Origin of the sequence: Peterkaempfera podocarpi, assembly GCF_042466665.1 — a bacterium.
GTDB lineage: Bacteria > Actinomycetota > Actinomycetes > Streptomycetales > Streptomycetaceae > Peterkaempfera > Peterkaempfera podocarpi.
Map to the genome: position 1 here is coordinate 4,992,046 of NZ_CP162102.1, position 13,250 is coordinate 5,005,295.

A 13,250-nucleotide genomic window follows, 5' to 3' on the forward strand; every position below is an offset into this window, starting at 1 on the left:
CCCCAAGGCCCCCATCAGACCAGACGAAAGACTCGACCCCTGAAAGAGGGCTTGACGAAAAGTGCTCGACGTCAACTTCTTCGATGAGCTGCGTATCGGCCTGGCGACCGCCGACGACATCCGCCAGTGGTCCCACGGTGAGGTCAAGAAGCCCGAGACCATCAACTACCGCACCCTGAAGCCGGAAAAGGACGGACTCTTCTGCGAGAAGATCTTCGGCCCCACCCGGGACTGGGAGTGCTACTGCGGTAAGTACAAGCGCGTCCGCTTCAAGGGCATCATCTGCGAGCGGTGCGGCGTCGAGGTGACCCGTGCCAAGGTCCGCCGCGAGCGGATGGGCCACATCGAGCTGGCCGCCCCGGTGACCCACATCTGGTACTTCAAGGGTGTGCCGAGCCGGCTGGGCTACCTGCTCGACCTGGCGCCGAAGGACCTGGAGAAGGTCATCTACTTCGCCGCCTACATGATCACCTGGGTGGACGACGAGCGCCGCACCCGTGACCTGCCGTCGCTGGAGGCCCATGTCTCCGTCGAGCGCCAGCAGATCGAGCAGCGCCGCGACGCCGACCTGGAGTCCCGCGCCAAGAAGCTCGAGGCCGACCTGGGCGAGCTTGAGGCCGAGGGTGCCAAGGCCGATGTGCGCCGCAAGGTGCGCGAGGGTGCCGAGCGCGAGATGAAGCAGCTGCGCGACCGCGCCCAGCGCGAGCTGGACCGGCTCGACGAGGTGTGGAGCCGCTTCAAGAACCTCAAGGTCCAGGACCTCGAGGGCGACGAGCTGCTCTACCGCGAGCTGCGCGACCGCTTCGGCACCTACTTCTCCGGTGCGATGGGCGCCGCCGCTCTGCAGAAGCGGCTCGAGTCCTTCGACCTGGAGGAGGAGGCCGAGCGCCTCCGCGAGATCATCAAGACCGGCAAGGGCCAGAAGAAGACCCGTGCGCTCAAGCGCCTCAAGGTCGTCTCCGCCTTCCTGCAGACCCGCAACAAGCCCAACGGCATGGTGCTGGACTGCGTCCCGGTGATCCCGCCGGACCTGCGTCCGATGGTGCAGCTGGACGGTGGCCGCTTCGCGACCTCCGACCTCAACGACCTGTACCGCCGTGTGATCAACCGCAACAACCGGCTGAAGCGTCTGCTGGACCTCGGTGCCCCCGAGATCATCGTGAACAACGAGAAGCGGATGCTCCAGGAGGCCGTCGACGCGCTGTTCGACAACGGCCGCCGCGGTCGTCCGGTCACCGGTCCGGGCAACCGTCCGCTGAAGTCGCTGTCCGACATGCTCAAGGGCAAGCAGGGCCGCTTCCGTCAGAACCTGCTCGGCAAGCGAGTCGACTACTCGGCCCGTTCGGTCATCGTCGTCGGCCCGCAGCTCAAGCTGCACCAGTGCGGTCTGCCCAAGGCCATGGCGCTGGAGCTCTTCAAGCCGTTCGTGATGAAGCGCCTGGTGGACCTCAACCACGCGCAGAACATCAAGTCGGCCAAGCGCATGGTCGAGCGTGCCCGCCCCGTGGTGTGGGACGTCCTCGAAGAGGTCATCGCCGAGCACCCGGTGCTGCTGAACCGTGCACCGACCCTGCACCGCCTGGGCATCCAGGCCTTCGAGCCGCAGCTGGTCGAGGGCAAGGCCATCCAGATCCACCCGCTGGTCTGCACCGCCTTCAACGCGGACTTCGACGGTGACCAGATGGCCGTCCACCTGCCGCTGTCGGCGGAGGCCCAGGCCGAGGCCCGCATCCTGATGCTGTCCTCGAACAACATCCTCAAGCCGGCCGACGGCCGCCCCGTGACCATGCCCACCCAGGACATGGTGCTCGGCCTCTTCTTCCTCACCTCGGACCGTGAGGACGTGAAGGGCGGCGGCCGCTCGTTCACCTCGACCGCCGAGGCCATGATGGCCTTCGACGCCCGCGAGCTGGACCTGCAGGCGCAGATCGACGTCCGGCTGCCCGCCGGCACCATGCCTCCGCGCGGCTGGACCGCACCGGTGGACGAGGAGACCGGCGCACCGACCTGGATCGAGGGCGAGCCCTTCAGGCTCTCCACCACCCTGGGTCGCGCCCTCTTCAACGAGCTGCTGCCCGAGGACTACCCCTTCGTCGACTACGAGGTCGGCAAGAAGCAGCTGTCGGCGATCGTCAACGACCTCGCCGAGCGCTACCCCAAGGTGACCGTCGCGGCCACCCTGGACAACCTCAAGGCGGCCGGCTTCCACTGGGCCACCCGCTCCGGTGTCACCGTGTCGATCTCCGACGTCGTGGTGCCGCCGAGCAAGCCCCAGATCCTGGAGGGCTACGAGGCGCAGGCCGAGAAGATCCAGAAGCAGTACGAGCGCGGTCTGATCACCAACGACGAGCGCAAGCAGGAGCTCGTCGCGATCTGGACCAAGGCGACCAACGAGGTCGCCGAGGCGATGAACGCGAACTTCCCGAAGACCAACCCCATCTTCATGATGGTGGACTCCGGGGCTCGTGGAAACATGATGCAGATGCGGCAGATCGCGGGTATGCGTGGTCTGGTGTCCAACGCCAAGAACGAGACCATCCCGCGTCCCATCAAGGCCTCGTTCCGTGAGGGCCTCACCGTGCTGGAGTACTTCATCTCCACCCACGGTGCCCGTAAGGGTCTCGCCGACACCGCTCTGCGTACCGCCGACTCGGGCTACCTCACCCGTCGTCTGGTCGACGTCTCGCAGGACGTGATCATCCGCGAGGAGGACTGCGGCACCGAGCGCGGCCTCAAGCTGGAGATCGCCTCGGTGGGCACCGACGGTGTGCTGCGCAAGGCCGACGACGTCGAGACCAGCGTGTACGCGCGCTGCCTCGCCGAGGACATCACCGTCGACGGCCAGGTGCTGGCCCAGGCCGGCACCGACCTCGGCGATGTGCTGATCGACGAGCTGGTCCGCCACGGTGTCTCCACCGTCAAGACCCGCTCGATCCTCACCTGTGAGTCCGCGGTCGGCACCTGCGCCATGTGCTACGGGCGTTCGCTGGCCACCGGCAAGCTGGTGGACATCGGCGAGGCCGTCGGCATCATCGCCGCCCAGTCCATCGGTGAGCCCGGCACCCAGCTGACCATGCGTACCTTCCACACCGGTGGTGTGGCCGGTGACGACATCACCCAGGGTCTGCCCCGTGTCGTCGAGCTCTTTGAGGCCCGTACCCCCAAGGGTGTGGCCCCGATCAGCGAGGCGGCCGGCCGGGTCCGGGTCGAGGACACCGAGAAGACCCGCAAGCTCGTCGTCACCCCCGACGACGGCAGCGAGGAGATCGCCTACCCGGTCTCCAAGCGTGTGAAGCTGATGGTCAGCGAGGGCGAGCACGTCGAGGTCGGCCAGAAGCTGACCATGGGTGCCACCAACCCGCACGACGTGCTGCGCATCCTGGGTCAGCGGGCCGTCCAGGTCCACCTGGTCCAGGAGGTCCAGAAGGTCTACAACTCGCAGGGTGTGTCGATCCACGACAAGCACATCGAGATCATCATCCGGCAGATGCTCCGCCGGGTGACGATCATCGAGTCCGGCGACGCCGAGCTGCTGCCGGGCGAGCTGGTCGAGCGCGGCCGGTTCGAGACCGAGAACCGCCGCGTGGTGTCCGAGGGCGGTCACCCCGCCTCCGGTCGTCCGCAGCTGATGGGTATCACCAAGGCCTCGCTGGCCACCGAGTCCTGGCTGTCGGCCGCCTCCTTCCAGGAGACGACCCGGGTGCTCACCGACGCGGCGATCCACGCCAAGTCGGACCCGCTGCTGGGCCTCAAGGAGAACGTCATCATCGGTAAGCTCATCCCGGCCGGTACGGGTCTGCCCCGCTACCGCAACATCCGGGTCGAGCCCACCGAGGAGGCGAAGGCCGCGATGTACTCGGCCGTCGGCTACGACGACTACGACATCTCGCCCTTCGGCGCCGGCTCCGGCCAGGCGGTTCCGCTGGAGGACTACGACTACGGCCCGTACACCGGCTGAGTCACTGCTTGACCGCAAGGGCGGCCGTCCCCATGAGGGGGCGGCCGCCCTTCGGCATACGGCGCTCGGTTGAAGAAAGAGTGGTATCGCGTGGTATCGCTCGGTATCATCGACCTGTGGCGATGACTCTTCGACTCAGCGAGGCCGACGACAGGCTGCTCACCGAGCGGGCGGCTCTGGAGAAGCGTTCCAAGCAGGAGATCGCTGCGGAGGCCATACACCTCTACCTGACCCGCCGGACCGAGCTGTTCAACAAGGCCCTGGACCGGATCATGGATGAGGACAGGGAACTCCTGGACCGGCTCGCTGACCAGTGACCGGGTACCTCGACCTGTCCGAGCTGCTGACCATCGCAGCTCGTGTCCAGGGTGGCAGCGAGGCAGCGGTCCGGGACTACGGCCTGATCGAGGCTGCCCTTGCCCGCCCCCAGGCGTCGGTGTTCGGCGCGGACGCCTACCCGACCTTCCATGAGAAGGCGGCAGCTCTGCTGCACTCGCTCGCCCGCAACCATGCCCTGATCGACGGAAACAAACGCACTGCATGGGTGGCCACCCGCATCTTCTACGCGGTGAACGACCTCGAGCTGCGGCCCCCGGATGTGGACTCGGCCGAGAGCCTGGTGCTTGCGGTGGCCCGGGGTGAGATGGACGTCCCGGCCATCGCCAAGTCCTTCGCCCTCTGGTCCACCCGCTGACCACCGCCCTTGGCACCGTCGCGGCGAGGGCCCATGCTGTTTCCGGGCCCACCCCCCGGAGCTGCGCTACGCCTTCGGCCGACCGGAGGGGGAGGGAGTCGGCCCTGGTCCGCCGTCGCTCACCTGAAGGCGGCGCGGTCGGCCGCGGCGCGGCCCTCGGTCCAGCCCTCGGCGTCGCTGATCCGGACCCGCTGTGAGGTCAGCCTGGGGAACATGGCCTCGGTGGCGGAGTCCACCGCCAGCTCGCGGGCGGCAAGGGCGGGCAGCAGCCGGGCGTCGGGGACGGCCCGCTCGGTGCGTTCCGGGTCGTCCTCGCGCAGCCGGACGCCCGCGGCGGCGTCGCTGGCGGCCTGCCGGGTGGCGGCACTGAGGCGTTCGGCGATGCGGGCCGCGTATGCGATCAGAAAGGACTGGCGGAAGGCCCGGGTGCGCGAGGCGCCGCCCGCGTGGCGACGACTGCCGGCCCGGTTCATCGCGGTGGTCGCCTGGACCAGCAGCGAGGTGTAGAGCAGCTCCACGGCGTCCAGGTCGGCGTCGAAGCCGACGACCGTGCAGAAGCCGAACTCCTTGGACCACACCGCGCGGCTGCGGTTGGCGGCGGCGACCGCGTCGAGCAGCATCGCCTTGGGGCCCTCGTAAGGGTTGTCGATGCCGACGCGCAGGGCGGAGGGGGCGTCCTTGTCCGCCTGGCCGGCGGCGAGCAGGGCCTCGTCGATGCTGTGCTGCGCCATCAGCTGCTGGGCCTTGGCGGTCAGCGCCTCGGCCTCCTCCGGGAAGTCGGTGGACTCGGCCTTCGCCAGCAGAGCACGGATGCGGCCGAGCATGCGGGGCTCGGCAGCGGAGGGGGCGGTGCGGGTCGCTGCCGCCGTGCGGCCGGGAGCAGGGCCGACCGGCGTGATCGGGGGCAGCAGGGACCAGACGCGGAGCAGTTCCAGGGTGTGGGTCGCCACCGCGAAGCGGTCGAGACGGCGCTCCGCGGTGACGCGGGGGAGGTAGTCGGCGTCGTCGGCCCACCAGACATCGGCCTCCAGCTCGCGCAGCTGCTCGGCCCAGCGGCGGTCGAAGGCGGTGGCAGGGTGGCGGCGTGCCTCGGCGGCGATCAGGTCGACGGCCAGTGCCGTGTGCTCGGGCTGCAGGTCGCGCCGGACGATCCGGACCACATCGGCCGGCCGCCAGCCCGCGGCCCAGAGCCGGTCCAGCGTGCGGTCGCCGTGCGCCAGCAGCGCCTGGCCCAGAGCGGGCCAGCGTTCGCCGGTGGCGGCGAGCACGGACGCGGCCGCGTCCAGGGCCGGGATGAGTGCGTCGGGCTGGACGGCGCGGACGCTGTGCAGCGACTGGTCCAGCAGCTCGGCGGGCGAGGGCGCGGGCGACGGGGGGACGCGGCCGTCGGGGGACTGCTGTGTGTGCTGCTGCCGACGCTGGTGGCGGCGTTCCTGACTGCGCTTGCCCATGGATGCCGAGGGTAACGGAGCGGGCAGGACCACGCCCCGGGCCGCCCGCCCGCCCGGCCTGCTGCCCTGCCCGCCCGCCGTTCCGCTGCGCCTGCCGTCTGCTCCGCCCGTGATCTGCCCCGCCCCCTGGACAGCCCTAACCGCCGCCCAGCAGCTTCGCCGCCAGGGCGGCGGCCGTGCGGGGGCCGGAGCCGCGGTGGTCCTCGGCGTGCGAGAGCGGGGGCATGGAGGTGGGAGCCCGCTCGGCCGGGGCGCGTTCCACGACGGTGGTGCCCGTGGCGGCCTCCAGCACCGGGGCGAAGCCGGCGGTGCGCAGCGCGACCAGGGTCTCCTCCGGGCCGACGGTGGAGACCAGGACGGTGGGGGCGATCCGGCGCAGCCCGAGCTTGGCGAGCGAGCGGGTCCTGGAGAGTTCCAGGATCAGCGCCTCGTCGTCGGACCGGATGCAGCAGGCCGACCGCACCACCCGCATCCGGCCGTGGGTGCGGGCGGTGTCCTTGACCAGGTACTCCAGCGGCTGTGGCAGCGGAAGCCCGTCGACCGACGCCTCGGTGAGACGTTGCAGCAGGTCGGTGGCGTCCAGGCCGCCGTCCAGCGCCCGGCGTACGGAGGCCGCGGTGATCCGCCACACCACGGCGTGGCCCTCGGACTCCCGTACGGCGCAGCAGGTGAGCAGTTCGGTGAGCTCGGGGGAGGCCGCGCCCGCCACCACCGCGGTGAGGTCGGCCTGGAAGCGGGCCGTGGTCTGCGGCGGTGGCAGCAGTTCGGCCAGGGCGTCGCGGAGCCCCCGTACCGCGTCGGCGATGGCCGGATGGGAGTGCAGGCGGGGCCCGGCGCCGGGTACGGAGGGGAAGCAGCGGTCGGCGCCGGAGTGCAGCAGGGCCCGTACCGCCTGTCCGACCGGGGTGAGCGCCCCGTGGGCGGCCACGCCCAGCAGCGCGGCCTCGGTGAGGGTGGCCCGGGTACGGTCGGGGCCCTCGGCCGGGGTGAGCACCGTGGGCCGCTGCCATACGGCGCCGACCAGCAGTGCGTCCAGGTTCTCGGGGGCGGTGGGCTCCAGCCCCCACCCCTGGGGCAGTGCCGCCAGGGTGTCCAGCAGGGCCCGGCGCAGCACAACCGCGGTCGGGTCCTGGGGCGCGGCCAGGGCGACGGGGGTCTCCTCGGGGTCCGGCCAGTGGGTGAAGACCTCGGGCGTCACCGCCCAGGCGGCCACCAGCGGCAGCAGCCGCTCGGCGGGTGAGGCGGCGAGCCAGCCGTCGTACCGCTGGGTCGGCACGATCCGGCCCGGCGGCTGCGGGGGAGGCCGGCGGCCCCGGGTCTTCGGGGGTTCGTCCTGCACCGGGCCGAGCAGGTCGGCGGTGGCCGCCAGGTCCAGCCAGAGACGGACCTGCGCCTCGGGCACACCGGTGGTCTTCGCCAGCCGCCGGCTGTCGCGTACCGCGACCCCGCCCGCCTTGCGCAGGGTGGGCGGCTGCGCCGCCACCGCCCGCAGTACCAGCTCCGCCTGGGAAGCCGCCGCCGCTGCCGCCGTCTGCGCCTCTCCCGCCGCGCCGCGTGGGAGTGCGGCCGAACCCCGCAGCTGCGGCGGACCGGGGTCGAAGGGCAGGTGCTCCTCGTCCGGCCGCAGGGCGGTGCCCACCTCGCGGGGAAGCTCCACCAGGTCGGTGCCGACCGGCAGCAGCAGCCCGTGCCGGGCCAGCCAGTCCGCCCCGGGGTGCCCTGAACCGGCGGCCCGGAAGAGGAACTTGGCCCGGCCCGCCACGTAGTACCCGTACTGCGAGGTGAAACAGGTCGCGTACAGCTGCGGCGGACCGGGGACCAGCTTCGCCAGGACGTCCAGCGCCTCCGGCGGCGCCTGGGCCACCAGGGCCCGCACCTCGTCCGGCTCGCTCAGCAGCGCGGTGACGGCGCGCTGCGCCTGGTCCCGGGAACGGGCCCCGGGCAGCCCCAGCTCCGCCGAGATGCGGTGCACCTCGGCGGCGTTGAAGGCGTCCGTCAGCAGCCGGTCCACCGGCCGCCCGAGCCCCCGCAGCTCGGCGGAGCGGCGGTGCAGCAGCAGCGGTACGACGAGGTCCACCCCGTTGTGCGGGGGCAGCACCAGGGCCTGCACGGCGAGCCGGTCCAGGCACTCCTCGGCGGCGCGGCGGGCCTCCGGGGTGGGGGCGACCGCATCCAGCAGTTCGTCGCGGGGGACCGGACGGTCGGACGGGTCGGGGTCGGTCTGGGAGCCCGGCTCGGGCAGCGGGCCGTGGCGCAGGTCGGCCAGCCGGGCCACCGCTGTGAGGATCTGCAGCTCCGCGAGGGTGAGCAGCCGCATGGCGCGGGCGGTGGAGTGGTCGCCCAGCAGGTGCTCGGCGAGGCCGGCGAAGGAGGTCAGCGGGCGGGTGCCGTAGGTGGCGCTGCGCGGCAGGTCGCGTCTGCTCAGCAACTCGGCCAACCGGTCGGCGGTGCGGTCGGCGAGCCAGGTGCTGAGCGCGGCGTTGCTTTGCATGGGCCCGAGCCTAGGGCGGGCCCGGTCGCCTGCGGGAGGGGAACCGTGGTCCACCCCATGTCGCGGTGCGCTCATCGGTCGGCTCAGCCGGCGCGGGGGTGGTGCTAGGACCACCCCCCGGGATGGGATTCAGGGCCAGTGACCGCCGCCCGGCGGGTGGGAAAGACTGGGACGGTTGGCCAAGGTGCGGTCGAGGAGAGGTGCATGAGCGTCGGCGAGTCGACAGCAGCGGAAGGGCCGCGGGCCGAGTGGGGGCGGATCCGCACCTGGGCGGGGGAGCGGCTGAACGCCGTGTGGCGGTGCTCGGTGCTCGCGGTGCGGGCCGGCCTGGGGCCGGCGGCACTGTGCCTGGGTCTTGTCGTTGTGGCGGTCGTCACCGTGCGGAGCTCCGGGGAGGATCTGAGCCGGCTGCTGGTGCTGGCGGTCGGCTGCTGGGCCCTGGTGGTGGCCGCGTTCGGGCTGGGCCGGGCCAACGCCCGGTGGTCCAGGCGGCAGGCCGAGGAATGGTTCGACATCCGGATCCCGGAGCGCTACCGGCCGGTGCGGCCGCTGGAGCAGAACGACCGCGGCCACTGGTGGACGGGCTACGGCTATCACCAGCGCCGCGCCACGGCTCAGGCCTCGCGGTATGTCAACTGGGCCGTCCGCGACCCGGAGAACTGGCGCGACCAGGCCTGGCTGGTCCTCAATCCGCCGGCCGCCGCGGTCACGGCGGTACCGGTGGCCGCGCTGTTCGGCCTGGGACTGGTCACCGTTGTGGTGGCCGCGGCGAACCAGCTCGTCAGCTATCCCTTCTACTCCGCCGCCGACGCCCAAGCGATTCTGCTGGGCCTGGCGGCGACGCTGACCGGTCTGGCGCTGGCGCCGTCCGCGCTGCGGCTGCACACCCGGTGGATGCGGCGGATGCTCGACCCCCAGGGTGGTGCCTCCCGGGCCGAGCTGGTGGAACGGGTCCAGCACCTCACCTCCACCCGGGCCGACGCCGTCGGCGACCAGGCGGCCGAGCTGCGCCGGATCGAGCGCGATCTGCACGACGGGGCGCAGGCCCGGCTGGTGGCGATCGGCATGACGCTCGGCACCATCGAGCATCTGATGGAGAGTGACGCCCCCGCCGCCCGCGCGCTGCTGGCCGAGGCCCGGCAGGCCTCCCAGAAGGCGTTGCAGGAGCTGCGCGACCTGGTGCGGGGCATCCATCCGCCGGTGCTGGCGGAGCGCGGCCTGGAAGATGCGGTACGGCTGCTGGCGCTGGACAGCCCGCTGCCGGTGGACGTCTGCGCCGACCTGCCGGACCGCCCGCCGGCGCCGGTGGAGGCGGCCGTCTACTTCTCCGTCTGCGAGCTGCTGACCAATGCGGCCAAGCACTCGGGGGCCGCGCAGGTCTGGGTGGACATCCTGCACCGGGCCGGTTCGCTGCGGATCACCGTCACCGACGACGGCTGCGGCGGCGCGGACCCCGCGCGCGGCAGCGGGCTGCGCGGGATCGAGCGGCGACTGGGTACCTTCGACGGTGTCCTCGCCCTGACCAGCACCCCGGGCGGACCGACCACCGTGACCATGGAGCTGCCGTGCGTGTTGTCCTCGCGGAGGACCTCTACCTTCTCCGGGAAGGCCTGATCCGGCTGCTGGAAGCCTATGGCTTCACCATTGCCGCGGCCGTGGAGACCGGTCCCGACCTGCTGAGAGCGCTGCTGGAGGAGCGACCGGACGTCGCGGTGGTGGACGTCCGGCTGCCGCCCACCCTCACCGACGAGGGACTGCAGGCGGCGCTCGCGGCCCGCCGGGAGATCCCCGGACTCCCGGTGCTGGTGCTCTCCCAGCATGTCCAGCAGCTGTATGCGCGGGAGCTGCTGGCGGACGGCTCCGGCGGGGTCGGCTATCTGCTCAAGGACCGGGTCTTCAACGCCGAGCAGTTCATCGACGCCGTCCGCCGGGTGGCGGCGGGCGGCACCGCGATGGACCCCGATGTGATCGCCAAGCTGCTGCAGCGAGGGGTGCGTTCGGAGCCGATGGGCCGTCTGACCCCGCGTGAGCGGGAGGTGCTGGAACTGATGGCGGAGGGCTGCTCCAACTCCGCCGTCGCGGCCCGGCTGACGGTCAGCGACGGGGCCGTGGCCAAGCACATCGCCAATATCTTCAGCAAACTGGACCTGGTACCGACCGACGACGCCAACCGCCGCGTCCAGGCGGTGCTGGCCCACCTGGACGCGGTCCGCTGACCTCAGCGCTCGATCACCGAACCGAGGATCTCAGGCAGCCGCCGCAGCAGCCGAACGGCCGCGATCCGGATGCCGAGGGCCGCCACGGCCGTGCCGTACAGCAGGCCGGCCGGCAGCAGTGCCCAGGTCGGGCCGTCGGCGATGTGCAGCGTCACGGCCAGGACGCCCGGCGGCACGGTCAGCGCCAGGACGCCCACCATCGACCCCAGCATGTTGCCCAGCACCAGTCCGCTCTGCCCCGGGGCGGCGTTCTGCATCGGATTGCCCTCGACCGGCATGGCGTACGGCGCCAGCACGCTCAGCAGCGCCCCCATGCCGATACCGCAGCCGAGCAGTGCCCAGGTGAGGCCCACCGCCTCCGCCAGGTCGGCCCATCCGCCGTTGAGGGCAGCCGCCAGCGCGCCGAGCACCGCGGTGAACGGCACGGCGTACGAGGCCACCGCGAGCGCGCGGCCGCGCAGCTCGGCGCGGGCGTCGCCGGGGGTGCGGAGGGTGAGGGCGACCAGCCAGAATGCGGAGCCGTCCATACCGAACAGGTTGAGCATCTGCAGGCCCAGCAGCAGGCCGCCGATCAGCACCACATAGACGCTGCCCCAGCCCTGTACGACGGAGAGCAGACAGAACACCAGGGTCATACCGACGCCACCGAAGATCGCCACCTTGGCCCGCGGCTCCCGCCAGGCGTAGCGCAGCTGGCGCTGCATCGCCGCCCCGGTCCGGCCGGGCGGCAGCAGCCGTGCCGAGAGGCGCGAGCGGCGGCCGGGGTCCGCGGTCCTGGTGGGAGCCGCGGAGAGGGTGGAGGAGTCGGCGATGACCATCAGCCGCACCAGGGAGGCCAGCCACCACCGCAGCAGCAGCACCAGCAGTGCCGCGGTCTCCACCAGCTGGACGGCAGCCTGCGCATATGCGCCCTCGCCGGTGGAGCGGACCGCGCCCAGCGCGCTCACCGGCGGTATCCAGCGCAGCACCGACCCCCAGGGGGCGAGTGCCGACAGGTCGATGCGTCCGCCGGAGCGTGCCTGGTGGGAGATGGACTGGAAGAGGATGTTGGCGCCCTGGATGAGGAAGGCGAAGAGCAGCCCGCCGAAGATCGCGAAGTCGCGGCCGCGCCGGCTGGAGAGCAGCCGGGCGTTCCCCACGGCCACCGCCCGGGAGAGCGCCACCAGCGTCAGCGACGCCAGCGGCACCGCCACCACCGCGACCACGGCGGAGCCCGCACCGGACGCTGCCGCCACCGCCGCACCGCTCATCAGCAGCAGGCTGACCACCGGGCCCGGGCCGACCAGCGCCGCCAGCAGCATGCCGCGCAGCAGTGGCCCCGGCCGCAGCGGCAGCATGGTGAGCCGGGTCGGGTCGGCGCTCTCGTCCGAGGTGAAGAGGAAGAGCGGCAGTGCGGCCCAGGCCAGGGTCATTGCCGCAGCCATCACCAGCGCCGCGTCCTCGGCCCCCTGACGGCCGTGCAGGGCGGCGGTTGCGGTCGCCACCCCGGCCGCCACCAGCAGCCCGGCGACGGAGCCCGCGACATACACGGCGGCGCGCCCGCCGCTGCGCCGCAGCCCGTTGCGCAGCAGCCGCACCTTGAGCGAGACCAGCGTCCGGACCACCGCCCGGTCGACGGCCGGGTCCCGGGGGGCGGTCGCAGCCGCGGCGGTCACTGCGCACCGCCGCGGTCGGCGCCGAGCCAGCCCAGCGACTCGGGGCCGTCGTCCTCACGTGCCCCCACCAGCGCCAGGAACGCCTCATGCAGACTGCGGTCGCCGCGTACGTCCTCCAGCGGCCCCTGGGCCACGATCTGACCGGCGTTCACCACGGCGACCCAGTCGCAGAGCTGTTCCACCAGCTCCATCACATGGCTGGAGAAGACCACGGTGGAGCCGGTGGCCGCATAGCGCTTCAGCACCCGGCGGATGGTCTGCGCGGAGACGGGGTCCACGCCTTCGAACGGTTCGTCCAGGAAGACCACCGAGGGGTTGTGCAGCAACGCCGCGGCCAGCCCGATCTTCTTGCGCATACCGGTGGAGTAGTCGGCGACCAGCTTGCTGCCGGCGCTGTCCAGGTCCAGGATCCGCAGCAGTTCGTCGGCGCGCCGGTCCACCTCGGCGGCGGCCATCCCGCGCAGTCGCCCGTTGTACTGGAGCAGTTCACGCCCGCTCAGCCGCTCGAACATCCGCAGGCCCTCGGGCAGTACGCCGATCCCGGCCTTGGCCGCCGCCGGGTCCCGCCACACGTCGGCGCCGTGGATCAGCACCGTGCCGTGGTCGGGCCGCAGCAGCCCGGTGGTCATGGACAGAATGGTGGTCTTGCCTGCGCCGTTCGGTCCGACGAGGCCGACGAAGGCGCCGGCCGGCAGGGTCAGCCCGACTCCCGCGACCGCGATCTGCGGCCCGAAGCGCTTCCAGAGATCGTGTATCTCCACCGCCGCCGGCTGTGGTGTCCCCAT

9 protein-coding genes are annotated in these 13,250 nt (G+C 72.1%); 5 read left to right on the forward strand and 4 right to left on the reverse strand.

Annotated elements, in window-relative coordinates; all coding sequences use genetic code 11:
• The first annotated feature begins 61 nt into the window (after positions 1-61).
• From AB0761_RS21975 to AB0761_RS21985, 3 genes are all read left to right on the forward strand, one after another.
• Positions 62-3,958 (forward strand): DNA-directed RNA polymerase subunit beta', encoded by a 3,897-nt coding sequence (locus AB0761_RS21975; RefSeq protein WP_377270817.1) that lies wholly within the window; start codon positions 62-64, stop codon positions 3,956-3,958.
• Between the two features lie 116 nt (positions 3,959-4,074).
• A complete protein-coding gene (locus AB0761_RS21980) occupies positions 4,075-4,275 on the forward strand; it encodes a hypothetical protein (protein ID WP_377270818.1) in 201 nt (66 codons plus the stop codon).
• A complete protein-coding gene (locus AB0761_RS21985) occupies positions 4,272-4,652 on the forward strand; it encodes a type II toxin-antitoxin system death-on-curing family toxin (RefSeq protein ID WP_377270819.1) in 381 nt (126 codons plus the stop codon). The genes AB0761_RS21980 and AB0761_RS21985 overlap by 4 nt, the downstream gene beginning before the upstream one ends.
• Positions 4,653-4,771: 119 nt before the next feature.
• On the opposite strand, the gene AB0761_RS21990 is transcribed toward AB0761_RS21985, so the two are convergent.
• The gene (locus tag AB0761_RS21990) at positions 4,772-6,103 is read right to left on the reverse strand and encodes a DUF2786 domain-containing protein (protein WP_377270820.1); all 1,332 of its coding nucleotides are present in this window, start codon (positions 6,101-6,103) and stop codon (positions 4,772-4,774) included.
• Between the two features lie 136 nt (positions 6,104-6,239).
• Positions 6,240-8,594 (reverse strand): helicase-associated domain-containing protein, encoded by a 2,355-nt coding sequence (locus tag AB0761_RS21995; RefSeq protein WP_377270821.1) that lies wholly within the window; start codon positions 8,592-8,594, stop codon positions 6,240-6,242.
• Between the two features lie 204 nt (positions 8,595-8,798).
• Between AB0761_RS21995 and AB0761_RS22000 the strand changes: the two genes are divergently transcribed.
• Positions 8,799-10,208: a histidine kinase gene (locus AB0761_RS22000; protein WP_377270822.1), complete on the forward strand. Its 1,410-nt coding sequence runs from the start codon at positions 8,799-8,801 to the stop codon at positions 10,206-10,208.
• A complete protein-coding gene (locus tag AB0761_RS22005) occupies positions 10,160-10,810 on the forward strand; it encodes a LuxR C-terminal-related transcriptional regulator (protein ID WP_377270823.1) in 651 nt (216 codons plus the stop codon). Before AB0761_RS22000 ends, AB0761_RS22005 begins: the two co-directional genes overlap by 49 nt.
• A gap of 2 nt (positions 10,811-10,812) precedes the next feature.
• Here AB0761_RS22005 and AB0761_RS22010 read toward each other — a convergent pair whose 3' ends face one another.
• Both AB0761_RS22010 and AB0761_RS22015 read right to left on the reverse strand, forming a co-directional pair.
• A complete protein-coding gene (locus AB0761_RS22010; protein ID WP_377270824.1) occupies positions 10,813-12,465 on the reverse strand; it encodes a transporter in 1,653 nt (550 codons plus the stop codon).
• Positions 12,462-13,250: an ABC transporter ATP-binding protein gene (locus tag AB0761_RS22015; RefSeq protein ID WP_377270825.1), complete on the reverse strand. Its 789-nt coding sequence runs from the start codon at positions 13,248-13,250 to the stop codon at positions 12,462-12,464. The genes AB0761_RS22010 and AB0761_RS22015 overlap by 4 nt, the downstream gene beginning before the upstream one ends.

Excerpts from the sequence above, each read along its gene's own strand:
- AB0761_RS21995 (WP_377270821.1), bottom strand. The coding sequence starts at position 8,594 with ATGCAAAGCAACGCCGCGCTCAGCACCTGGCTCGCCGACCGCACCGCC.
- AB0761_RS22015 (WP_377270825.1), bottom strand. The coding sequence starts at position 13,250 with ATGGGGACACCACAGCCGGCGGCGGTGGAGATACACGATCTCTGGAAG.
- AB0761_RS21990 (WP_377270820.1), bottom strand. The coding sequence starts at position 6,103 with ATGGGCAAGCGCAGTCAGGAACGCCGCCACCAGCGTCGGCAGCAGCAC.
- AB0761_RS22000 (WP_377270822.1), top strand. The coding sequence starts at position 8,799 with ATGAGCGTCGGCGAGTCGACAGCAGCGGAAGGGCCGCGGGCCGAGTGG.